Annotated in this window: 25 protein-coding genes; 5 read left to right on the top strand and 20 right to left on the bottom strand. The window is 69.9% G+C overall.

What is annotated here, in order from left to right; translation table 11 throughout:
* A partial coding sequence (locus ACFWPJ_RS04495) for a hypothetical protein (RefSeq protein WP_378847073.1) occupies nucleotides 1-187 on the bottom strand: 187 nt, incomplete at its 3' end.
* Between the two features lie 336 nt (nucleotides 188-523).
* Between ACFWPJ_RS04495 and ACFWPJ_RS04490 the strand changes: the two genes are divergently transcribed.
* A complete protein-coding gene (locus tag ACFWPJ_RS04490; protein ID WP_378847070.1) occupies nucleotides 524-994 on the top strand; it encodes a hypothetical protein in 471 nt (156 codons plus the stop codon).
* A gap of 13 nt (nucleotides 995-1,007) precedes the next feature.
* On the opposite strand, the gene rpe is transcribed toward ACFWPJ_RS04490, so the two are convergent.
* Nucleotides 1,008-1,664, bottom strand: a complete 657-nt coding sequence (gene rpe, locus ACFWPJ_RS04485) for a ribulose-phosphate 3-epimerase (protein ID WP_378847086.1) — start codon at nucleotides 1,662-1,664, stop codon at nucleotides 1,008-1,010.
* Between the two features lie 98 nt (nucleotides 1,665-1,762).
* Between rpe and ACFWPJ_RS04480 the strand changes: the two genes are divergently transcribed.
* Nucleotides 1,763-2,185, top strand: coding sequence for an ATP-binding protein (locus ACFWPJ_RS04480; RefSeq protein WP_378847068.1), 423 nt, complete (start codon nucleotides 1,763-1,765; stop codon nucleotides 2,183-2,185).
* Nucleotides 2,186-2,289: 104 nt separating this feature from the next.
* Entirely contained in the window at nucleotides 2,290-3,069 is a 780-nt protein-coding gene (locus ACFWPJ_RS04475; RefSeq protein WP_378847083.1) for an RNA polymerase sigma factor SigF, read from the top strand.
* Between the two features lie 22 nt (nucleotides 3,070-3,091).
* Here the strand turns inward: ACFWPJ_RS04475 and ACFWPJ_RS04470 are convergent, their stop codons facing one another.
* From ACFWPJ_RS04470 to ACFWPJ_RS04440, 7 genes are all read right to left on the bottom strand, one after another.
* Nucleotides 3,092-3,436 carry an MmcQ/YjbR family DNA-binding protein gene (locus ACFWPJ_RS04470; RefSeq protein ID WP_378847065.1) on the bottom strand — a complete coding sequence of 115 codons (345 nt, stop codon included), beginning with the start codon at nucleotides 3,434-3,436 and terminating at the stop codon, nucleotides 3,092-3,094.
* A gap of 91 nt (nucleotides 3,437-3,527) precedes the next feature.
* Nucleotides 3,528-4,892 carry an RsmB/NOP family class I SAM-dependent RNA methyltransferase gene (locus ACFWPJ_RS04465; RefSeq protein ID WP_378847080.1) on the bottom strand — a complete coding sequence of 455 codons (1,365 nt, stop codon included), beginning with the start codon at nucleotides 4,890-4,892 and terminating at the stop codon, nucleotides 3,528-3,530.
* Nucleotides 4,893-5,566: 674 nt separating this feature from the next.
* Entirely contained in the window at nucleotides 5,567-6,490 is a 924-nt protein-coding gene (fmt, locus tag ACFWPJ_RS04460) for a methionyl-tRNA formyltransferase (RefSeq protein WP_378847063.1), read from the bottom strand.
* Nucleotides 6,490-7,029, bottom strand: a complete 540-nt coding sequence (def, locus tag ACFWPJ_RS04455; protein WP_378847060.1) for a peptide deformylase — start codon at nucleotides 7,027-7,029, stop codon at nucleotides 6,490-6,492. The genes fmt and def overlap by 1 nt, the downstream gene beginning before the upstream one ends.
* A gap of 77 nt (nucleotides 7,030-7,106) precedes the next feature.
* Nucleotides 7,107-8,027, bottom strand: coding sequence for an esterase/lipase family protein (locus tag ACFWPJ_RS04450; protein ID WP_378847077.1), 921 nt, complete (start codon nucleotides 8,025-8,027; stop codon nucleotides 7,107-7,109).
* 198 nt (nucleotides 8,028-8,225) lie between these two features.
* On the bottom strand, nucleotides 8,226-8,903 hold the full coding sequence (locus tag ACFWPJ_RS04445) for a PadR family transcriptional regulator (RefSeq protein ID WP_378847057.1): 678 nt from the start codon (nucleotides 8,901-8,903) through the stop codon (nucleotides 8,226-8,228).
* A gap of 110 nt (nucleotides 8,904-9,013) precedes the next feature.
* Nucleotides 9,014-9,598 carry a TetR/AcrR family transcriptional regulator gene (locus tag ACFWPJ_RS04440; protein WP_378847054.1) on the bottom strand — a complete coding sequence of 195 codons (585 nt, stop codon included), beginning with the start codon at nucleotides 9,596-9,598 and terminating at the stop codon, nucleotides 9,014-9,016.
* A gap of 73 nt (nucleotides 9,599-9,671) precedes the next feature.
* Here ACFWPJ_RS04440 and ACFWPJ_RS04435 point away from each other — a divergent pair, with 73 nt between their 5' ends.
* Nucleotides 9,672-10,517 carry an SDR family oxidoreductase gene (locus tag ACFWPJ_RS04435; RefSeq protein ID WP_378847051.1) on the top strand — a complete coding sequence of 282 codons (846 nt, stop codon included), beginning with the start codon at nucleotides 9,672-9,674 and terminating at the stop codon, nucleotides 10,515-10,517.
* A gap of 67 nt (nucleotides 10,518-10,584) precedes the next feature.
* Here the strand turns inward: ACFWPJ_RS04435 and ACFWPJ_RS04430 are convergent, their stop codons facing one another.
* From ACFWPJ_RS04430 to ACFWPJ_RS04390, 9 genes are all read right to left on the bottom strand, one after another.
* Nucleotides 10,585-11,295: a maleylpyruvate isomerase family mycothiol-dependent enzyme gene (locus ACFWPJ_RS04430; protein WP_378847050.1), complete on the bottom strand. Its 711-nt coding sequence runs from the start codon at nucleotides 11,293-11,295 to the stop codon at nucleotides 10,585-10,587.
* A 44-nt stretch (nucleotides 11,296-11,339) separates the two neighbouring features.
* Complete coding sequence (locus tag ACFWPJ_RS04425; protein ID WP_378847048.1) at nucleotides 11,340-12,158, bottom strand: acyl-CoA thioesterase domain-containing protein; 819 nt, start codon at nucleotides 12,156-12,158, stop codon at nucleotides 11,340-11,342.
* A gap of 302 nt (nucleotides 12,159-12,460) precedes the next feature.
* Nucleotides 12,461-14,917, bottom strand: coding sequence for a primosomal protein N' (locus ACFWPJ_RS04420; protein ID WP_378847047.1), 2,457 nt, complete (start codon nucleotides 14,915-14,917; stop codon nucleotides 12,461-12,463).
* A gap of 32 nt (nucleotides 14,918-14,949) precedes the next feature.
* Nucleotides 14,950-16,161, bottom strand: coding sequence for a methionine adenosyltransferase (metK, locus tag ACFWPJ_RS04415; RefSeq protein WP_378847045.1), 1,212 nt, complete (start codon nucleotides 16,159-16,161; stop codon nucleotides 14,950-14,952).
* Between the two features lie 204 nt (nucleotides 16,162-16,365).
* Complete coding sequence (gene coaBC / locus ACFWPJ_RS04410) at nucleotides 16,366-17,583, bottom strand: bifunctional phosphopantothenoylcysteine decarboxylase/phosphopantothenate--cysteine ligase CoaBC (protein WP_378847043.1); 1,218 nt, start codon at nucleotides 17,581-17,583, stop codon at nucleotides 16,366-16,368.
* Between the two features lie 28 nt (nucleotides 17,584-17,611).
* Nucleotides 17,612-17,932, bottom strand: coding sequence for a DNA-directed RNA polymerase subunit omega (gene rpoZ / locus ACFWPJ_RS04405; protein ID WP_378847075.1), 321 nt, complete (start codon nucleotides 17,930-17,932; stop codon nucleotides 17,612-17,614).
* Nucleotides 17,919-18,503 carry a guanylate kinase gene (gmk, locus tag ACFWPJ_RS04400; RefSeq protein ID WP_189023620.1) on the bottom strand — a complete coding sequence of 195 codons (585 nt, stop codon included), beginning with the start codon at nucleotides 18,501-18,503 and terminating at the stop codon, nucleotides 17,919-17,921. The genes rpoZ and gmk overlap by 14 nt, the downstream gene beginning before the upstream one ends.
* A gap of 5 nt (nucleotides 18,504-18,508) precedes the next feature.
* Complete coding sequence (gene mihF, locus ACFWPJ_RS04395; protein ID WP_043653536.1) at nucleotides 18,509-18,829, bottom strand: integration host factor, actinobacterial type; 321 nt, start codon at nucleotides 18,827-18,829, stop codon at nucleotides 18,509-18,511.
* A 347-nt stretch (nucleotides 18,830-19,176) separates the two neighbouring features.
* Nucleotides 19,177-19,767: a TetR/AcrR family transcriptional regulator gene (locus ACFWPJ_RS04390; RefSeq protein WP_378847041.1), complete on the bottom strand. Its 591-nt coding sequence runs from the start codon at nucleotides 19,765-19,767 to the stop codon at nucleotides 19,177-19,179.
* Nucleotides 19,768-19,797: 30 nt separating this feature from the next.
* On the opposite strand from ACFWPJ_RS04390, the gene ACFWPJ_RS04385 reads away from it, so the two are divergent.
* On the top strand, nucleotides 19,798-20,145 hold the full coding sequence (locus tag ACFWPJ_RS04385; RefSeq protein WP_378847039.1) for a DUF6463 family protein: 348 nt from the start codon (nucleotides 19,798-19,800) through the stop codon (nucleotides 20,143-20,145).
* A gap of 9 nt (nucleotides 20,146-20,154) precedes the next feature.
* On the opposite strand, the gene ACFWPJ_RS04380 is transcribed toward ACFWPJ_RS04385, so the two are convergent.
* On the bottom strand, nucleotides 20,155-20,820 hold the full coding sequence (locus ACFWPJ_RS04380) for a response regulator (protein ID WP_378847036.1): 666 nt from the start codon (nucleotides 20,818-20,820) through the stop codon (nucleotides 20,155-20,157).
* Nucleotides 20,811-21,710, bottom strand: a 900-nt coding sequence (locus tag ACFWPJ_RS04375) for a sensor histidine kinase (protein WP_378847033.1), incomplete at its 5' end; no start/stop codon positions are given. The genes ACFWPJ_RS04380 and ACFWPJ_RS04375, both read right to left, overlap by 10 nt.

Below are 21,710 nucleotides of genomic sequence, written 5' to 3'. Positions count from 1 at the left end.
GTCCGTGCAGCGCGGCATGGAAATCGGCGACGGTGGCGCCGGGGAGCGCCTCACCCCGGCCGAAAACGCGCCGCCCCCCGGCACCACCCCCCCCCCCCGGGTCGGGGTCGAATCGGACCGCGGGCACGGTCACACCCAGGGAAACGAACAGCGGTGCATCGATCCGGCGGTGAATGTAGACCGACATGACGAAATCCCGCCGTTAATCATTCCGGCGGTAATTGTTCAATCTTATTTTCGGAGAATCGGCCGCGACCATTCCTCCAACAGCCCTAACCTGGACTTACCCTGAATTACGAACTGGAAACACGGTGATTCGAATGCTTGCGCCGGGCGGGCCATTGACGCAATATTGTTATGTCGCCGATTCCCGCTGTTCAACTATTCGTCTCGGCCTGGTCGGCGGCGCATTCGGCCCGCGGCAAGGCAGCCGCAGGCAGTTCGACCCAGGGATAGTCCACCACTCCAGGAAGTCAGACAACACTGTGGGTCACAACAGGTTCGATACATGTGGGGGTGCCGTGTGAGCACATTGGTCGATTCCACGCTGGAAACTCGGTGCGTCCGCTATCGGCGGGAACTGCACCTGCCCGCGACGATCGATCCAGATTCCCGCCGCATTCTGCTGTTGATCGGCGCGCACTACGGCGCGGTCACCATGCCGGGCGATCTGGGCGAGCGGGTGCAGGCCCGGTTGCGCAGTGCCGCGATCGCGGGTCCGGTCGTCGACCACCCGCGGGCCAGGCGCTGGACCTTCCTCACCGGCCCGTGCCGCCCCGACACCCTCACCCCCACCGCGTCCGCCGAATTGTTCCGGCTCTACACGACGGTCGCGTGCCACGGCAGCCAGATCGTGCTGCCCTCACCCGACGACGAACGCACCGGCTACCGCACCTGGGTGCAGGCGCCCGTGGCGGCCGACATCCGGCCGCCGGTATACGCGGTGATCGAAGCGGCGCGGGCGCTGGGCACCCGCAAACTCCGCTCGCTCTGATCGAATTCGGGACCTACGGCTGCCAGACGGCAGTCGCGATGCTGCGCAGCGTCTGCACGGCCGCACCGGGATCGGCGGTGTTGTAGACCGCCGAGCCGGCGACGAAGCAATCGATGCCCGCCGCGGCGGCCTGCTCGATGGTGTCGAGGTTGATGCCACCGTCGATTTCGACGACGAGCTGCAGTTCGCCCGCGTCGACCAGATTGCGCACGATCCGCGCCTTCTCCAGCACGCCCGGAATGAACGACTGCCCGCCGAAACCTGGTTCGACGCTCATCACCAGCAGGGTGTCGAACTCGCGCAGGATCTCGAGGTACGGCTCGATCGGCGTGTTCGGCTTCACCGACAGTCCGGCCTTGGCGCCCGCGGCACGGATGTCGCGGGCCACCGCGATCGGGTCGTCGGTCGCCTCGGCGTGGAAGGTGACGTTGTAGGCGCCCGCCTCGGCGTAGCCCGGCGCCCAGCGGCCGGGGTCGTCGATCATCAGGTGGCAGTCGAAGGGGATGTCGGTGGCCTTGAGCAGGCTCTGCACGACCGGCAGGCCGAGTGTGAGGTTCGGCACGAAATGGCCGTCCATGACGTCGACGTGGAGCCAGTCGCAGCCTTCGACAGCGGCCGCCTCGGCAGCCAGGTTCGCGAAGTCCGCAGACAGGATGGACGGGGCGATCATCGGCTTGGCCGGGCGGGAGAACGTCGGTGTGGACACAGCGCGCAAGTGTAGCGACCAAATGGTGATTGCCCTGCCGAGATGTGGGTAGCCTCCATAGAGTGACCAATATTTCGGCGGAACAAGGGCTGTTCAGCGCCCCGGTGGAGATTCGCGTAGCAGCTTCGTTGACCCAGCTGCCGATCCTGCGCGGACTGGCCGAAACCCTGGTCCTGCTCAGCGATTTCACCCTCGACGAGGTCGCCGACGTGCGCCTGGCAGTGGACGAGGTGTGCTCGACGCTCATCGCGATCGCGGCGCCTGGTTCGATGCTGACCTGCGAATTCGTCGTCGGTGACAGCGAACTGATGGTGCGGGTCGACGGCGTCGCCGCGGCCGAGGGCATGCCCGATCAGCGCAGCTTCGGCTGGCATGTGCTGCGTACGCTCAGCGACGAGGTGAGCGCCGACCAGCAGGGCTTCGACACGGTCGTGTCCGGTTATCCGACGACGGTCCGATTCCGTCGGGTCCGGGGGAAGGCGTAGTGCACGGCGAGGACACCACCGAAGACCACAAGCCCGACCAGGAAACCCGCGCCGAACCGCAGGCCGCCGACAACGGCGCCGTAGCGGAGAACCCGGCCGAGGAGATCGTCGCCGAGGCCGAGGAGCCGGTATCCGGCTACGACGACGTCAGCGCGCTGTTCGAGCGTCTCGCGGCGACCGAACCCGGCAGCGTCGCGCACGCGGTCGCCCGGGACGCGCTGATCAACCGGTGCATTCCGCTGGCCGATCACATCGCCAGGAAGTTCAGCGGGCGCGGCGAACCGTTCGACGATCTGTCGCAGGTGGCGCGCGTCGGCCTGGTGCACGCGGTGGACCGGTTCGATCTGAGCCGCGGCTCGAACTTCCTGTCCTTCGCGGTGCCGACCATCATGGGTGAGGTCAGGCGCTACTTCCGTGACAACACCTGGGCGATGCGAGTTCCCCGGCGAGTCAAGGAGACCCACCTACGCATCGGGGCAGCGGTCGATCAGCTGTCGCAGCGGCTCGGTCGCTCCCCGACCGCGAAGGAGATCGCGGCCGAACTCGACGTCGACCCCGACGAGGTCACCCAGGCGGTGATCGCGGGCAACGCGTATCAGCCCACCTCGATCGATGCCGCCTCGGTCGGGCGCGACAGCGATGCCTCCCTGCTCGACACCCTCGGCGAGGAAGAATCGCAGTTCGACCGGGTCGAGGAATACATCGCGGTGCGTCCGCTGCTGGCGGGCCTGCCCGAACGCGAACGCCGCATTCTGACGATGCGCTTCTTCGAGTCGATGACGCAGACTCAGATCGCGTCCCAGCTGGGGATCTCCCAGATGCACGTCTCGCGAATCCTCGCGAAAACCCTTGCCCGCCTGCGCGAATTGTCGGAACGGGACTGAGGTCACCGGGACGACGACGTCCCTACGCGCCCTGCCGTTCGCGCCGCAGCCCGGCGGGCGCCCGCAGCCACCAGGCGCTGTCGAGAAGTTCGGCGAGCTGGTCGGCGTCGACCACCGCGAGATCGACGAGAACGTACGGGCTCCTGTCGTAGTGCGGTGTCGTATAGAACGCCGGATCACCGGAAGCCAGGAGGGCTTCCTTCTCCCCCGGCTCACACAGCAATGCCAGCCCACCCTCGGCCTCGACCCGCAACCGCGCGAATCCCTTCCCGCCGACTTTGAGCCCGGGACTGCGCCACCAGGTGCCCTCCTCGACACCCGGCAGCGCCGTCGCCATCGCCACCACCTGCTCCCACGTCATCGCCATGCCCTGATTCTGCGCCTGTTCGGGCGCCGGGCGATTGGACGAATGTCACGTGTCGGCGGGCTACGACGTGCGCGTCACAGCCCGCCATTCGCTAGTCGATCGGTTTGCGCAGGGCCGCGAGGAACATCGCGTCGGTGCCGTGGCGGTGGGGCCACAGCTGGGCCGACGGGCCGTCGCCGAGGTCGGTGACGCCGGGGAGCAACTCGCGGGTGTCGAGTTGTTCGGCGCCGGAGCGGCGGACGAAATCGCCGACGACCGCGACGGTTTCCGGCAGGTGCGGTGAGCAGGTCGAGTACACGACCACGCCGCCGGGGCGCAGCAGGTCCCAGGCGGCGGTGAGCAGTTCGCGCTGCAGGGTGACCAGTTCCGGCACATCGGCGGGGGTGCGCCGCCAGCGGGCCTCGGGGCGACGACGCAGCGCGCCGAGGCCTGTGCAGGGGGCGTCGACGAGGATGCGGTCGTAGCCGGGGGTCAGGCCGCTGTCCCGGCCGTCGGCGACGTGCACGGTGACGGGCAGTCCACGGGTGGACTTGCGGACCAGTTCGGCCCGGTGCTCGGCAGGCTCGACGGCGTCGACGGTGAACAGGTCGATCGTGGCCAGCGCGCCCAGCATGGCCGCCTTGCCGCCGGGACCTGCGCAGAGATCGAGCCAGCGGCCCGCGTCGGGGCCGTTCAGCGGTGCTTTGGTCAGCGCGACGGCGACGAGCTGACTGCCCTCGTCCTGGACAGCGGCGATGCCTTCGCGGACAGGTTCGAGCTGACCGGGGTCGCCGCCTTCGAGGTACACCGCATAGGGCGACCAGCGGCCTTCCTCGCCGCCGGTGACCAGGGCGAGTTCTTCGGCGGTGATCTCACCGGGCCGCGCGACCAGGTGCACGACCGGGCGCTCGTCGTCGGCGGCCAGCAGCGCACCCAGTTCGCCCGCCTGCGCGCCGAGGGCATCGGCGAAGGACTGGGCGATCCAGGTCGGGTGGGCGTATTCGAAGGCGAGGCCGCCGACGGGATCGGCGGGCGCCAGCTCGGCCACCCACTCCTCGACCGTCTTCTCCCCCGCCCGGCGCAGCACCGCGTTCACGAAACCGGCACGGCCCTGGCCGAATTCGGCACGCGCCAGATCGACGGAGGTGTCGACGGCGGCATGCGCGCTGGTACGGGTCCGCAGCAGCTGATAGACCCCGAGCCGCAGAATATCGAGGATCGGCCCGTCGATCTCGGCCACCGGCCGCCCCGCGCACGCCGCGATCACCGCATCGAGCTGCCCCTGCGAACGGCACGCGCCATAGGTGAGTTCGGTCGCGAACGCGGCATCACGCCCGCTGATCTTGCGCTCCCGCAACAACTTCGGCAGTACCAGGTTGGCGTAGGCATCGCGCTCCCGCACCGCCCGCAGCACATCGAGTGCCACTTCCCTCGCCGGATCGACGGGTTCACCGCGCCGCTTACGCGGGCTCGGCACACTCGGGTCCGGCCGATCCTCACGCCTGCGATCCGCGCCCTGACCGCCGGCACGCTCACCGGCGGACCGCTTGCCACCGCGGGCGGCATCGCCACCCGAGCGCGGACCACTGTCGCGACCGGATCCCGCACCGCGAGAACGCGAATCCCCTTCGCGCGCAGCACGATCCGCGGCAGCCCGACCACCGGTCGCACTGCCGCGGCCCTGGGGACCACCCGACCGGGGGCCGCCAGATCGTTCATCACGGCCTCGCCGATCGTCGTCACGACCGCCGCCCGCACGCGCACCGGAGCGTCCGGCGCCACCACGATCGTCCGAGCGACGCTCGTCAACACGACCCCGATCACCCTCGCCGCGACCGCGGAAATCCCCGCCACGCGAGTCATCGGCACCACGACCACGCTCGCCGCCGCCGCGCGAATCACCCGCACCGCGACCACGGTCGTCACGTTGCCAGCCACTCGCACCGCGACCGGCGTCGCCACGATCGTCCGGCTGGCGCGAACCACCGGAGCGCTGCGAGGTTCCGCCGCCCGCTCGTACGGTGCCGCCGCCCTTGGCCGCGCGGGCCGCCCAGCCACCGTCGACGTTCTTACCCGTGACCTTGCGTTCGTCGCGCGGTGTTGTGCCACTGCGCTGGTCGGCTTCCCGCCGACGCCTGCGATCCGACGCGCTCATCCGATCACCGTGCCGGGGGCGAGACGTGCGCCGCGGGCCCAGTCCAGGGCGTTCATCATCTTCTTGCCGGGTGGCTGGACCTGGCCGAGACGGACCGCTGTGGTCGACGTGCCGACGAAGACGCCGGACTTGCGCACCTCGATCTCGCGTTCGGGCAAGGTTTCCTCCACCATCTCCACCGGGCCGAGCTTGAGGCGCAGTCCGTTCATCTCGGTCCACGCGCCGGGCGCCGGGGTGACGGCGCGGATACGGCGGTGGATGGCCAGTGCGGTCTCGTCGAACCGGATCCGGCCCGCTTCCACGGTCACCTTCGGCGCGTAGGACACGCCGTCGCCGGATTGCGGAATCGCTTGCAGCGTCCCGTCTTCCACGCCGTCGAGGGTCTTGTCCAGCAGGACGGCGCCCGCCTCGGCCAGCCGGGCGAGCAGCTCGCCCGCGGTGTCGGTGACGCCGACCTTCTCGGTCATCACGCCGTACACCGGGCCGGTGTCAAGGCCCGCCTCGATGAGGAAGGTCGACGCGCCGGTCATGTCGTCACCGGCATCGATGGCCGCCTGCACCGGCGCCGCGCCACGCCAGGCGGGCAGCAGCGAGAAGTGCAGGTTGATCCAGCCGTGGGTGGGGATGTCGAGCACCTGCTGGGGCAGCAACGCGCCGTAGGCCACCACGGGGCAGCAGTCCGGGGCCAGGTTGGTCAGCGCCGCGACGAACTCGGGCTCGGCGGGCTTGCGCGGGGTGAGCACCTGGATGCCGTGTTCGTCGGCGAGCTGTCCCACCGGCGAGCGCATGATCTTGCGGCCGCGGCCGGCGACGGCGTCGGGGCGGGTGATCACGGCGACGACCTCGTGGCGCTCGCTCTCGATCAGCCTGCGCAGCGACGGCACCGCGGGTTCGGGTGTTCCTGCGAAGACGACGCGCATCAGCGGCCACCGCCGACACCGCTGGACTCGCGGACGGTGATTCCGGCACGGAACCAATCGGATTCGCGGATGGTGCGCATCGCGTCCTTGCGGTCGGCAGGCTCGAGCTTGTTCACGAACAGCACGCCGTCGAGGTGATCGGTCTCGTGCTGCACGCAGCGCGCGAGCAGTCCGTCAGCCTCGAATTCCACGGGCACACCGGCACTGTCGACGCCGGTGACGCGCACCCGCAGGGCGCGACGCACGTCGTAGCGCACCCCGGGAATCGACAGGCAGCCCTCGGGCCCGACCTGCTCGTCCTCGCCGATCGCCGTCCATTCCGGATTCACCACGTGTCCCGCGGCGTCACCGGTGTCGTAGACGAACACCCGCAGCCCGACCCCGATCTGCGGCGCCGCCATCCCGACCCCACCGTCGTCGTGCATGGTCTCGGTGAGGTCGGCGATCAACTGGCCGAGCTCGGCGCCGAACTCGGTGACCGCATCCGCACGGGAACGCAGAATCGGATCGCCGAACAGGCGAACGGGCTGAATGGTCACGCGGCGGCTCCCGGCTGGACGAAGTGCGGTCAGCCCATTCTAGTGACCGCGGCCGGTGCTCCCGACCGGCGTGGCCGTCAGGAGTTGCCTGCGATGATCACCTGTGGGATGCCGGTGCCGAGCGAGACCGGTTGGCAGACCGGCGCCGGCGCGTGGGCCGGGTCGAGGACCCGCAGCAGCAGCTGCTGCACGAAGGGGTCGTAGACCAGGTGGAAATGGCCGGTCAGGTCGTCGGAGCACAGGTCCTGCAGGACGAGGTTCTCCGCGCCCGCGCCGTGCAGGGCGATGTTCTCGAAGGGCTGGATCATCTCGTCGACCCGGCTGCCGACGGTGACGTAGCGGGGGCCGGGCACGGTGTCGCCACCGGCATTGAGCTCGACCATCAGCGGTTCACCCTGCGCCTGCTGGACCGCGGCCGTCGAGGTGACCTTCGCGTAGACATCCATCATGCCGGGGACAGCCTGGCCGACCGGCACGAGTCCGTACATGACCCCGCCGTAACTGGGCGAGGCGAGCCCGACCCAGGTGCCGACCTTCGGCGCTCCCCCGAGCTTGTTGACGTAGAACCGGCTGACGTTCGCGCCCTGCGAGAAGCCGACCAGGTCGACCTTCGCCGCACCGGTCACCGCGAGCACGTCGTCGACGAACGCCGCGAGCTGGGCGAAGCTGATCCGCATGTCCTCGGTGCCGTAGGTGTCGGCGCCGGGCGCGCCACCGTAGTTCAGGGCGAACACGCACATCCCCGCATCGACGAGCTGCGGACCGATCCCCGCCCAATCGGAGTACGCACTGGAATCGGTACCGTGCACGAGCACCACCGGACGCGGATGTTCGGCGGTCGGCTTACAGCCGAAGTTGTTGACCCCCACCGGAACCGCGCCCGGATGCGTATCGAGATAGCGTGCCGCGGTGAGGTGGTCAGTCTGGCGTGGACCCTCTTGGTTCGGCACGACGGCAGGCCGGTACCCCGCGGGTTCGGCTCCGGCGGGCGAGGCCATGCTCCCGAAGACCGCGGCGACGGCTAACGCGATCGCGCCCGCCCGTCGCTTTTGTGCCACTCCCCAAACCCGCCTGCGCCGCCGCTGTCCCATATCCCAAAGAAATACACCCTCGGAGTGGGTTTCGCACCTCCATAAACGGGGTACGGATGCCCCGAATTATGGGGGCCGCGGCGGCGCCGATCCCGCACCGGGAGCTCACTTCTCGGAAGTGGTGTCGCCCCCGGGCGTGATGTCGTCTTCGGCGAGAATGCGATACAGGGCCCGGCGGGTCTCGGTGAGCACCTCGGCCGCCTTGGCCGCCTGCTCCGCCGTCCCGACCTGGGCGACCTGACCGACCGCGCCCATCACCTGTCCGACCAGGCCGCGCAGGTCCAGCGCCTGGGCGCCGATGTCCTGCTTGACCTCGGCCCACGGGTCACCGAGCTCCTCGCGATTGGCCTCGACATAGGTCTTGCCCTCGTCGGTGAGCTGGGCGGTCTTGCGACCGGCCACCTTCTCGATGAGCACCAGACCCTCGTCCTCGAGCTGGGCCAACGCCGGGTAGATGGACCCCGGGCTGGGACGCCAGACATCGTCGCTCCGCTCGCGGATCTGCTGGATCAGCTCGTAGCCGTGCATGGGCCGCTCGACGAGCAGCAGCAGCACCGCGGCACGCACGTCACCGCGCCTGCCCCGGCCGCCGCGGCCGCGTCCACGACCGAAGCCGGGACCGAAACCCGGTCCGAAACCTGGGCCGAAGCCCGGTCCGAACTCGGGACCGTGCCCGTGTCGCCCACCCCGGCGGAACTGCCGCCGATCGGGACCGAATTCCGCGGGGCCGGGTCCGCGACCGCGGCCGAAGTGTCCGAATTCTCGATTCTCTGCGTTGCGCATGACAGCCTCCTCAGGCTCCCTCGTTGTTCTTGACGCTATCGACGATATATCGGCAATGCATCGAGCGCAAGGGGTGCCCTCGCCACGCTCCTGGCGCCACCCGGGTGAGGTCAGCCCTGGCCGGCCAGCTCGTCGATCCAGCGCTCCAGCCGCGCGCCCTCGGTCACCATCAGCTCGGGGTCGCGGAAGGTGTTGGTGAGCAAGGAGATTCCCTGATAGGCCGCAACGAAGGCGACGGCGAGTTCGGCGGCATCGGGCCTGCCGAGTTCGGCGAACTGGGCCCGCGCCCAGTCGATGAGCAGGCTCATCAGGCGCGCCGGTTCGCCGCCGAAGGCATCGGCGCGCTTGTCGAGTTCGGCCGCCAGCGAGCCGGTCGGACAGCCGAAGCGCACGGCCAGCTCGCGCTGGTCCACCCAGCTCGCGACCATCGCCTTCAACCGCTCGGCGGGGCCGGGCAGCGGCTCGATTCCCGCGATGACCTCGCCGAGCACCGCGGCGTGTGTGTCGATCACAGCCTGGACGAACTGGTCCTTGGTCTTGAAGTAGTAGTAGACGTTGCCGACCGGCACATCGGCCGCGGTGGCGATGTCGGCGATGGTCGTCTTCTCGATCCCCTGCTCGTAGAAGACCCGCGCGGCCGCGTGGACGAGCCGTTCCCGTTTCCCGATCTTCGGCGGGGTCACTGAGTCAGTCATGCAACTAACTATAGACAGCCCGGTCAGGCCTTGCTATGTTGAGTTAGTCAGCTAACTAACTCAAGGAGTTCTCATGATCGTTGTCACCGGGGCCACCGGCAATATCGGCCGTCAGCTGGTCGGCTTGCTCGCCGAGTCGGGCGAACAGGTCCGGGCGGTCTCTCGGGGCAGCAACCCCGTCGACCTGCCCGCGGGCGTCGAACACGGCGTGGCCGATCTGGGCGACCTCGACAGCCTCTCCCCCGTCCTGCGCGGTGCGGATGCGCTGTTCCTGCTGATCACCGGTGAGCAGCTCATGACCGGGCCAGAACCCGCCCAGGTCGTGAAAACCGTCTCCGCCGCCGGTGTCCGCCGGGTGGTGTTCGTGTCCTCGCAGGGCGCGGTGACCCGGCCTGCCTCCGCCGGGTACGCGCGGACGATCGCCTTCGAGCAGGCACTGGCGGAGTCCGATCTCGAGTGGACCGCGCTGCGGCCGGGTGGGTTCTTCTCCAACACCTATGCCTGGATCGAACCGGTGCGGACGTCGCGAACCGTCGCCGCTCCGTTCGGCGATGTCGGCCTGCCCGCGGTCGATCCGGGAGACATCGCCGCGGTCGCGGCGGCTGCTCTTCGCGAGGACGGGCACACCGGTCGCGCTTACACGCTGACCGGCCCCGCCACGGTGACCCCGCGCGAACAGGCGGCCGCGATCGCCACGGCCATCGATGAGCCCATCAGCTTCGTCGAACTCACCGCGGCCCAGGCGAAGGAGAACATGCTGCGGTTCATGCCGGAAGCGGTCGCCGACCACACGCTGACCATCCTGGGCACGCCCACCACCGAGGAACAGCAGGTCAGCGGTGATATCGAGCGGGTGCTCGGCCGCCCGGCGACCTCTTACGCGGAGTGGGCGCTGCGGCAGTGCGCGATGTACCGCTGAGCGGGTCCGACGCCGACACAGCGTGGCCCGGCACAGCGTGGTCCGCCACAGCGTGGTCCGGCACAGCTCACGCCATGTCGGCGGTACCAGCGCTCAGGCGGGTACGCAGCGTTGGCAGGCCGGGCCCGGTCAGCTCGTCGGCACAGGCTATGCGGCCTGCCATGACCATGACCAGCGCAATCGTCGGACCGCTGACCAGCGGACCGGCGCCCGTCGCGAAGGGCCCGTCGGTGGCTTCCAGGCACAGGCCGGCGATGGTGGTCTTGCTGGGCACGGTGAAATCGCGGCTCGCGTAGAAGTCGGCGACCGCGGTGGCGACCTCCGTCGAGGGGGTGGCGGACAGCCCGAGCGGTCGGCGGATGTCCTGCCCGTGGACGACGACCTCGCCGAGCCAGGCCGCCGTGTGCCCGGACGCCGCGGTAGTGCTGGTGATGATCGCCCGGAACAGCGCGAGGGTCTCGGCGGGTGTGGCCCCACGGTGTTCGGCCAGGCGCCGGGCATTGTGCAGGTCGAAGTCGAAGCGGGCGCCGAGGACACTGCGCAGCCAGCGCAGCCTGCCGATACTCGCCGCCGCGGTGAGGTGGGCGACGACCTCCTCGACCACCCAGTTCCCGCACAGCGACGGCCGCGCCCACTGCTCATCTGTCAGAACGGCGAGGTCCTCGGCCAGGGCCGCCCGTTCGGCGTGCGCCAACGCCCAGAGTTCGTCACGAGACAGGGTGTTCGCCAAGGGGACCTCCGGGACACGGGCCAGGGACGCGCGGGCGCGCGCCGTCATCAGTGCAGACGACGCCGACCGCGCGAATTCATCGGGCCCGCGTGTCAGCCCTCGGCGGTCGCGGGCACCGGTTCGCCGCGAGGGACGGGGACCGAGCGGCGCCGGTCATTGGCCACGGCGGTGATCACGCAGGTGCCGAGCGGGCCTTCGCGGTCGTACATGGTCGCGGTACTCACGGCGACACCGGCGTTCCCGACATGGTCGAGGGCCTGCATGCCGAGTTCCGGACCCACCGGCAGGCGGGACAGGGTCAGCGTCATGTCGGCGTTGATGTAGCCGACGCCGCGCGAACCCCAGTGGCAGACGAGGTTGGTGAGGTCACCGGTGGCGGCGGCGCGCTGGAACGGAGTGAACGGTTCCCCGGCCACCAGTTGTGGCAGGTTCTGCCAGGTGACTTTGCGCTCGGCGTCGCGAGCGGCACCGAAGTCGGTGATCCAGTCGGAGTCACCTGACTTGAACAGCGGTGCGGCGCCCTGCGGATCGTCACGGCGTTCCGCGGGGGCAGGCAGCGTCCGTGGCGGCTGCCAGACCGTTCCCGGTGGATCGTCGGTGGCGGCCAGGAAGGTCACGGTCGCCCTGGCCCGCGTCTGATCCTGCTGGACCAGCCAGGAATCGACGACCTTGATGCGGTTGCCTGCCCGCACCACGGCACTGTGCAGCGTGATCGGTTCCCGGGTGACCTGCTGGAACAGATCGACCGAGATCCGCGCCGGCACGAATCCCGTTCCCGGACTGTGCTTCTCGGCCTCCAGCGCGAGCAGGCCACACACCGCGACGCCGTGCAATTGGTTCGGCGACCAGCGGCTCACCGCCAGATCGCTCGCCACGTACATCCCGTCGTGCGTCGTGAAGAACTCCACCACGATCCTCTCCGCTCACCCGAGGTCATGGTAGGACAGGGCCCGCGGCCGGCGAATCCGGCGGGCGCTCGCCCGAGTCCACCCGGTCACCGCGCCGGCGACCAGAGCGCACCGGCAGCCGACGTCGACCTGGCCCGCGGCCGGCGAATCGTGCGGGCGCTCGCCCGAGTCCACCCCGTCACCGCACCGGCGACCAGAGCGCACACCGGCAGCCGACGTCGACCGGGCCCGCGGCCGGCGAATCCGGAGGGCGCTCGTCGCCCGCGTCCGCCCGTCACCGGGTCGGCGACCCGAGTGCAGGCCGGTCAGCCGATGTCGACCGGGTCGACTTGCACCCGTAGCGGGTCGTCGGATCGATGGGAGCTGCGGACCGCCTGGGCGGCGGTCAGGGCGCGAGCCAAGGGCCCACCCGCGGATCGGCCGACCCGCAGCAGCATGCGTTCGACCTCAGCCGGAGAGTCGCTGCCGGAGAACGGTTTCCGTGCCGTCGGGGGCAGCGGGACCGGACCGAGCACCTCGGTGCCGTCGGGCAGCGCCGCCGCGTCGAGGAATTCGGCGATCGAGGCGGACGTCCCGTCCACGGCCGCCAAGCGCACGGCGGGCGGGAACCCGACCTCGGCACGCGCCTCGAGTTCGGCGGCGGCATGGTGGACCGGGTCCCAGCGGACCAGCGCCTGGACGGTGGGCAGGGCCGGTTCGGCCATCACGATGACCTGCCCGCGCGGGCGGACCAGGGCGGCGGCGCCCATCCAGCGGCGCAGCGTGTCCTCGCTCGCCCGCAGGTCGGCCCGGCCGAGCAGGGCCCAGCCGTCGAGCAACAGCGCCACCCCGTAGCCGCCGCGCACGAGCGGTTCGGCGCCGACCGTGGCGACGACCACCTGCGCGCCCGGCTCGACGGTGTCGATCACCTCCCCGCCACCCGAGCCCCGGATCGGCACACCAGGAAACGCCCGGCCGAGTTCTTCGGCGGTGCGCGCCGCCCCGATCACCATCGCCCGCAAGGCGCGCGCCCCACAGGCCTGACAGCGGAAGGCGGCTTCGGTAATGCCGCACCACTTGCACTGCGGGCTCGCCGCCTGGCCGTCGGCGGACTGCGGCAGCGACAGCGGCCCGTTGCAGTGCCGACAGCGGGCAGGCGTCCGGCATTTCGCGCAGGCCAGCGAGGGGACGTACCCACGCCGCGGCACCTGGACCAGCACCGCGGCGTTCTCCTTGAGCGCCGCGCGCGCTGCCGCGAAGGCGACACCGGGCATCCGTACCGCCCGCGCCAGCGCGTCCCGTTCCAGCGCGAAGTCGGTGTCACCGGGCGCGCTGATCCGCGGCATCACCTCGCGTAGCACCTGCCGCTCAGCGAGAAGATCACGGGCCCAACCGGATTCGACCACCGCCTGGATCTCGGCCGTCCGGGCGAAACCGGCGGCGACGAAGGCAGCGCCGGTCTCGTGGGCGCGCAGCATCGCCACCTCGCGAGCGTGCGGATACGGGGCGCGCGGTTCGGCATAGGTGTCGTCACCGTCGTCCCAGATCGCGATCAGCCCGAGGTCCTGCGCGGGCGCGAACACGGCTGCGCGGGTGCCGACCACGATGCGGGCCTGCCCGCGCAACACCGCCAGCCACCGCCGGTACCGCGCCGCGGGTCCCAGCCCCGCCGACAACCCGACTGCCGAATCCCCCACCAGCCGAACACATTCGGCGAGCAACCGATCCAGGTCACGCTGATCCGGCACCATCAGCACCGCACTGCGCCCACCGGCCACCACAGTCGCGGCGAGTTCGGCCAGGCGCGCCGCCCAGTCCTCCCCCGGCAGTGCCTGCCAGGCGGCGCGTGCCGCCCTGCGCTGCCGCAGCGCGCCGACGAACGCCTCGCCGTGCACATAGCGACCCCACGCCGACGTGTCGACGCCCGGTTCCGTTACCGCGCTGGATGTTTCACCGTACGAACCGGACGTCGCCCGCCGCTGCTCCGTCCCCACCCGCGCTCCGGGCTCGGCCCGCGGTTCGTCGTTCGGCCCTTGATAGTGAGCCGACGATTCTCGCGGTGCCGCCGATCGCGATGGCAACCGTTCGTCGGGCACAGCGTCGACGGCTGCATCAGCTGCGGACTGCCGCGGCCCCACCGCGGACTGCTCGCTCACCGGGTGCTGACCGCGACCGTCTGCCGGCAGGTTCGGGGTCGCCGACGGCGTCGCATCGGCCGCGTCGGCAGTGTCAGGCGCGTGGGCCGCGCCTGCTGCGTCAGCTGCGCCTGCTGCGTCAGCTGCGCCTGCTGCGCCTGCTGCGTCAGCTGCGCCTGCTGCGCCTGCTGCGTCAGCTGCGCCTGCTGCGCCTGCTGCGTCAGCTGCGTCAGCTGCGTCAGCTGCGTGCGCATCGGATATCGATTCCGTTGCGGCAGTGGGCTTCTTGGTCGCCCCCGCTTCCGTGCGGGCGTGGCGGGGTGGGATGGCCAGGCGCAGGACGTCGGCGCGGGTGCCCGCGTAGCGGGCGGCGACGGTGGTGGCCAGGCGCAGGATTTCCGGGGTGAGGACGCGTTCCGGGGAGACGACGCGTTCGAGCTTGACCATCTTGCCGGTGTGGTCGCTGCGCGGGAGCCGTTCGAGTAGGTATCCGTCGACCAGGCGGCCCGCGAAACGGACGCGGACCCGCACACCGGGCTGGGCGATCTCGTCCAGTTCCGGCGGCACCAGGTAGTCGAAGTCGCGGTCCAGGTGCGCAGGCGACAGCAGCGGGAGCACCCGGGCGATCGGGTGTCCCGCTGCTGTCATTGTGTCGTCCGCTGCCACGCGGGCGGTGAGTCTTACAGGCCGACGGCCGCGCGCAGCTTGTCGGCGCGGTCCGTGTGCTCCCAGGGCAGGTCGACATCGGTGCGGCCGAAGTGGCCGTAGGCCGCGGTCGGCGCGTAGATCGGGCGCAGCAGGTCCAGGTCGCGGATGATCGCGCCCGGACGCAGGTCGAAGACCTCCGAGATGGCGGCCGAGATGCGGACCGGGTCCACCTTCTCGGTGCCGAAGGTCTCGACGAACAGGCCGACCGGGGCCGCCTTGCCGATCGCGTACGCGACCTGCACCTCGACCCGTTCCGCCAGCCCGGCGGCCACGACGTTCTTGGCGACCCAGCGCATGGCGTAGGCGGCCGAGCGGTCCACCTTCGACGGGTCCTTGCCGGAGAACGCGCCGCCACCGTGGCGGGCCATGCCGCCGTAGGTGTCGACGATGATCTTGCGGCCGGTCAGGCCCGCGTCGCCCATCGGGCCGCCGAGCACGAACTTGCCGGTCGGGTTGACCAGCAGCCGGATGTCGGAGGTGTCCAGGCTGGGCAGCTCCAGGTCGCCGACGACGGCGTCGAGGACCTTCGCGCGGATATCGGGCGCGAGCAGGTTGTCCAGGTCGATATCGGCCGCGTGCTGGGTGGAGATGACGACCGTGTCGAGGCGGACCGGGCGGTCACCGTCGTATTCGATGGTGACCTGGGTCTTGCCGTCGGGACGCAGGTACGGCAGCACGCCGGACTTGCGGACCTCGGTGAGCTTGCGCGAGAGCCGGTGCGCGAGCGCGATCGGCAGCGGCATCAGCTCGGGCGTGTCGGTGGTGGCGTAGCCGAACATCAGGCCCTGGTCACCGGCGCCCTGGCGCTCGATCGCGTCGTCGGAACCGCCGACGCGCGCCTCGTGCGAGGTGTCGACACCCTGCGCGATATCGGGCGACTGGGCGCCGATCGCGATGTTGACACCGCAGGAGTTGCCGTCGAATCCCTTTGCGGAGGAGTCGTATCCGATCTCGAGGACCTTCTCCCGGACGATCCGCGGGATATCGGCGTAGGCCGAGGTGGTGACCTCGCCCGCCACATGGACCTGACCCGTGGTCACCAGGGTTTCCACCGCGACCCGGCTGCTCGGGTCCTCCGCGAGCAACGCATCGAGGATGGAATCGCTGATCGCGTCACAGATCTTGTCCGGGTGACCTTCGGTCACGGACTCACTGGTGAATAGCCGACTACCTGTCGTACGCACAGTTATTCCCTCTCCCTCAACGGGTTACTCGTTCCTTATCAAGACTATTCCAAACCACCGACGAGGTGGCGCAGTGCACACAGACTGGCCCGGACTGTTCACCGAACCGGCGAAGCCGCCCACAGACCCTGTCCGTACGCAGTACACTGCGCGACGATCATTGCAGCGCAACAGATCTCGCGAAGTATGGGGACCCTAAACCGGTCAGCGCAGCAGCGGGACGAGCGCGTCGAGCACCCAGCTGGCCAGCAGCGCCTTCGAGCCGTGATCCAGGGCCTGTTCGGTGCCGTCGGCGCCGAGCAACCAGCCGTCGTTGGTGTCGACCTCGAACGCCTTGCCCTCGCCGACCGCGTTGACAACGAGCAGGTCGCAGCCCTTTCGGGCCAGTTTGGCGCGGGCGTGGGTGAGCACGTCACCGTTGTCGTCCCCGGTCTCGGCGGCGAAGCCGACGATCGCGGTGCCAGCGAGCCTGCCGTCGGTGCGGGCGTCGACCAAGCCGGCGAGGATGTCCTCGTTCTTGGTCAGCGGGATCACGTCGGGCTCGTCAGCGCCCTTCTTGATCTTCGCCGCGGCGACGTGGGTGGGCCGGAAATCGGCCACCGCGGCCGCCATGATCACCGCGTCGGCGCCGAGCGCGTGCTTGTCGACCGCGGTCTTGAGCTGGTCGGCGGTGGTGATGTGGACCAGGTCCACGGCGGCGGGCGGCGCGAGTTCGATGGTGTTGCCCGCGATCAGCGTCACCTGGGCGCCACGCTGGGCGGCGACCCTGGCCAGGGCGTAGCCCTGCTTGCCCGAGCTACGGTTGCCGAGGAAACGCACGGGATCGAGCGGTTCCCTGGTGCCACCGGCGGTGATCACCACGCGGCGACCGGTCAGGTCGCGGGGCAGCGCGTCGGAGCGTTCGAGCAGCAGCGAGGCCAGGCCGAAGATCTCCTCCGGCTCGGGCAGCCTGCCCGGACCGGTGTCGGTGCCGGTGAGCCGGCCCGACGCGGGTTCCATGACATTGGCGCCGTGCGCGCGCAGCGTCGCGACATTGGCCACCGTCGCCGGATGCTCCCACATCTCGGTGTGCATCGCGGGCGCGAACAGCACCGGACATCGAGCCGTCAGCAAGGTGGCGGTGAGCAGATCGTCGGCGCGCCCCTGCGCGGCGCGCGCCATCAGATCCGCGGTGGCGGGGGCGATGACGAGGAGATCGGCCTCCTGGCCGATCCGGACATGCGGCACCTCGGGCACGTCGGCGAACACACCGGTGTGCACCGGCTGGCCGGACAGCGCCTCGAAGGTCGCCTTACCGACGAACTCCAGGGCCGACTCGGTGGGAATCACCCGCACCTGATGGCCGGTCTCGGTGAACCGGCGAACGAGGGCACACGCCTTGTAAGCGGCGATGCCCCCGCTGACCCCGACGACGATCCGCATGGTCTCTACGCCTCCGGAAAAGAGATGGTCACTCGCCCTCGGTGTGCTCGAGCAGGTCGGAGTGGATTTCGCGCATGGCGACCGACAGCGGCTTCTCCTGCAGGCCGGGCTCGACCAGCGGGCCGACGTACTCGAGGATGCCGTCACCGAGCTGGTTGTAGTAATCGTTGATCTGACGCGCGCGCTTGGCCGCGTAGATCACCAGGGCGTACTTGGACGAGGTGCGCTCGAGCAGCTCGTCGATCGGCGGGTTGGTGAGGCCGATCGGGGTGTCGTACGCGGGCGCGGCTGCGGTGTCCGTACTCACTAGGGGAGGCTCCTGCGGGGTTAGTGGGTCAAGAACTCGAATTTGTGCTAACGAACAACGATACCAACTGCTCGCAGGCGGTCGTCACCTCGGCGTTCACGATGACCGTGTCGAACTCGTCACAGGCCGCCAATTCGACCCGGGCGGTCTCGAGCCTGCGCTCGATCACCTCGGGCGTCTCGGTGCCGCGCGAACGCAGCCGCGAGACCAGTTCCTCCCAGCTCGGCGGCGCGAGAAACACCAGCAGCGCTTCCGGCATCGCCTGCCGGACCGACCGTGCACCGGCCAGGTCGACTTCGATCAGTACCGAATGTCCGGCTGCCAGTGCTTCCCGCACCGGAGCCGCGGGGGTGCCCGATCGCTGCAGCCCCCCATGGATGTCTGCCCATTCGAGCAGTTCGTCCGCCTCGATCATGGCGTCGAATTCCGCTCGGGAAACGAAACGGTAGTCACGGCCGTCGACTTCCCCGGGCCGGGGGGCCCGGGTCGTCGCCGACACACTGAAGACCAGTTCGGGCAGGCGTTCCCGCACGCACCGCACGACCGTGGACTTACCCACGGCCGAGGGGCCGACCAGTACAACCAGCCGACCCTTCCGCGTGTGTTCGACCACCTGAATCAGGCGTCGAAGTCGAAGCGAGCCAGCAGCGCCTTGCGCTGACGGTCGCCCAGGCCACGGAGACGCCGGGTAGGGGCGATCTCCAGCTCGGTCATGATCTCGGCAGCCTTGACCTTGCCCACCTTCGGCAGAGCCTCGAGCAGCGCAGAGACCTTCATCTTGCCGAGAATCTCATCGGATTCGGCGTCGGTGAGGACCTGCTTCAGGTTGGTACCGCCACGCTTCAGGCGCTCCTTGAGCTCCGCCCGAGCACGGCGAGCGGCAGCCGCCTTCTCCAAAGCAGCGGCGCGCTGCTCGTCAGTCAGCTGGGGAAGGGCCACGGTTCCTCCGTCTCATCGTTCATTGCTAGATCTACCGCCGGTTACCCGGACGGTCTGTGCGACCGTACCCACGACGCCCGCCGATTGCGAACCCGACCCCCAGGTCAGGGCAGGATTACGGATGCCGTATGGGGCGCGCGGGCCCGATGCGGTAACCACCGATTCCTCCGCACCGATCGTACCGCCGAATTCGAAAAATACACCCCCACCTGCGGTTTTACCGATATGGGCGATGTTAGCCACCAGGTTGCGTGCGGCGTGGTCAGCGGCACGGCAAACCCGGTGATGCCCGACCAGGGACTTTCCCGAAATTCCCCGCGTGTCGCTGGATTTCGTGCCGCGTGTCGTCAAGATCGGGAACGGAACCGCTCCAGAACCGCGCCGGTGGCGGTCGCGGTCACCTCGTCGATCCAGTCGGGAATCGGTGCCGCGCGGGCGATGTAATCGCGGACCAAACCGTACGGAATCGCCTTCACCGCGGCCTCGGCGAGCGCCGTCGCGCGCTCGTCGGCGGTCCCGAATTCGGTGACGACGGCGGCGAGCAGGGCCGCGTTCATGGCGTCGTTCACGGTGGCGATCTGAGCCCGCAGATCCTCGGGTCCGACATCGAGCAGCTCGTCGCGATGGAACATCTTCATCGCCCTGGCCTCGGTCGGGTTGGCGCGGCAGTAGCGCGGCAGATAGGTGGCCGCGGCGAGCAGCGGCGACGGCCCGGCCAGCGCGGCCAGCAGGCCTTCGTGGAAGCGCCGGATCGAGCGCAGCCACAGGCGGGCGAGCAGTTCGTCACGTGAGGCGAAGCGCACATAGATCGACCCCGTGTGCACGCCGGCGGCCTTGCCGATCGCGGTGATCGCGGGCCGGGTGATCGCCGGGTCGACCAGCAGGTCGCGCGCCGCGTCGAGCACCTGATCGTCGGTGAAGAGACGGGGTCTTGCCACCGGCTCAGCCTAGTGGCACAGTTTATGAATATGAATTCAAGAACTAGATTTCCGCTGGCCGGGGCCGCTGTGGTGTTCATCGCCACCGTCCACACCATCATGGGCGTCGCGCTGCTCGCGGCAAGCGATCAGGACACCGAACTGTCGTTCTGGTTCACCGCGTTCGGGGTGGTCGCGATCGGTCTCGGAGTGGCCATGATCGAGCTGGAGCGGGCGCGCGGATTCGTGCCGGGATCGGTGCTCGTCGCGCTCGCCGTGACGACCGTCGTCGGGTTGGTGTACATGCCTGTGTCGGGATTCCTCACCCTGCTGGTGCCGCTCGGCCTCGGCGCGCTGGGCTGGTGGCGGGGGCGGGCTCCCGTGTCGGCCGAGGCCTGACCGGACCGATCACCCCGGCTGGGCGTCGACCGCGCCCGCGCGCAGGTGCTGCAGGATGGCGAGAACACGCCGGTTGTGCGCTTCACCCGCGGGGAGATCGAGCTTGGTGAAGATCGCGTTGATGTGCTTCTCGACCGCGCTGCGGGTGACGAACAGCTGCTGACAGATCGCCGCGTTGCTCAGGCCCTGTGCCATGAGCTCGAGCACCGCGCGCTCGCGCTCGGTCAGCCGGTGCAGCGGTGAATCGGCGCGGTTGTGTAGCAGCAGCTGCCGCACCACCTCCGGGTCGAACGCGGTGCCGCCCGCGCCGACCCGCTCGACCGCGTCGAGGAACGCGCCGATCGCGCCGACCCGGTCCTTGAGCAGGTAGCCGATCCCGCCGGTGCCGGTCAGGAATTCGGCCGCGTGCCTGCGTTCGACGTACTGTGAGAGCACCAGGACCGCGATCCCCGGCTGGTCCCGGCGGATCTCGAGCGCCGCCCTGATGCCTTCGTCGACATGGTCGGGCGGCATCCGGACATCGGCGATGACGAGGTCGGGTGGCCGGACCCGCACGGCGGCGAGCAGTTCGGTCGCGGTGCCGACGGAGTCCACGATCTCGTGCCCCTCGGCGGTCAGCAGCTGGGCCAGGCTCTCCCGCAGGAGCGCCGAGTCCTCGGCCAGGGTTATCCGCACGGAACCTCCACGGTGACGATGGTCGGACCGCCCGGCGGGCTGTCCACCCTCATCGTGCCGTCCAGCGCGGTGACACGGGTGGCGATGCCGGCCAGCCCGTGGCCGCTCGGGTCGGCGCCGCCGTTCCCGTCGTCGCGCACACGCAGCCGCACGAGCGGCCCGTCGCGTTCGACATCGACGGCGATGGTCTCGGCCCCGGAATGCTTGATGGCGTTGGTGATCGCCTCGCTGGCGGTGAAATAGCAGGCCGATTCGACCGGTCGCGGGGCACGCTCGGTGAGCGCGTAGTCGAGCCGGGTCGGCAACGGTGTCCGGTCGGCCAGGGCTTCGAGCGCGGCGTGGAGTCCGTCGCGGGCGAGCATGGCCGGGTAGATGCGCCAGGAGACCTCCCGCAATTCGTCGAGGATGTGCCCGGTCTCGGCGATCGCCCGCCGGTGCAGCTCGCCACGCTGGTCCTCGTCGGCTTCCCGCTCCACCCGGCCGAGCAGAATCGACAGCGCGACCACCCGCTGCTGCACGCCGTCGTGCAGGTCACGTTCGATGCGTCGTCGTTCGTCGTCGATCACCTCGATCACCTCGGCACGCGTGGTGGTCAGCTGCGCTACCCGCTGGGCGAGTTCGTCCTGCCCTGGGCGGGTGCTTCGCCGCAGGCACCAGGCCTCGGCGCGCACGCCCCCGAGCAACCCCTGAACGGCGAGGAAGCACAGCACCGCTCCGGGCAGTGCCAGCACCATGACGCTCGCCCAGGTGACCTGCCCCGGTTCGGTCGCGTCGATGATCGGCACGGCGGCGCCCGGGGGGGCGCGCGGAGCGCCACCCCCCCCCCCCCACAACCCCCCCACACCCACACCCAAGACACAACCGCCACCCCCGACGCCCCGCCCCCGCGC

This window comes from Nocardia sp. NPDC058497, assembly GCF_042720195.1.
Lineage (GTDB): Bacteria > Actinomycetota > Actinomycetes > Mycobacteriales > Mycobacteriaceae > Nocardia.
The sequence above is the reverse complement of the archived record's forward strand: the minus strand, read 5'-3'. Positions and strand labels throughout refer to the sequence as shown.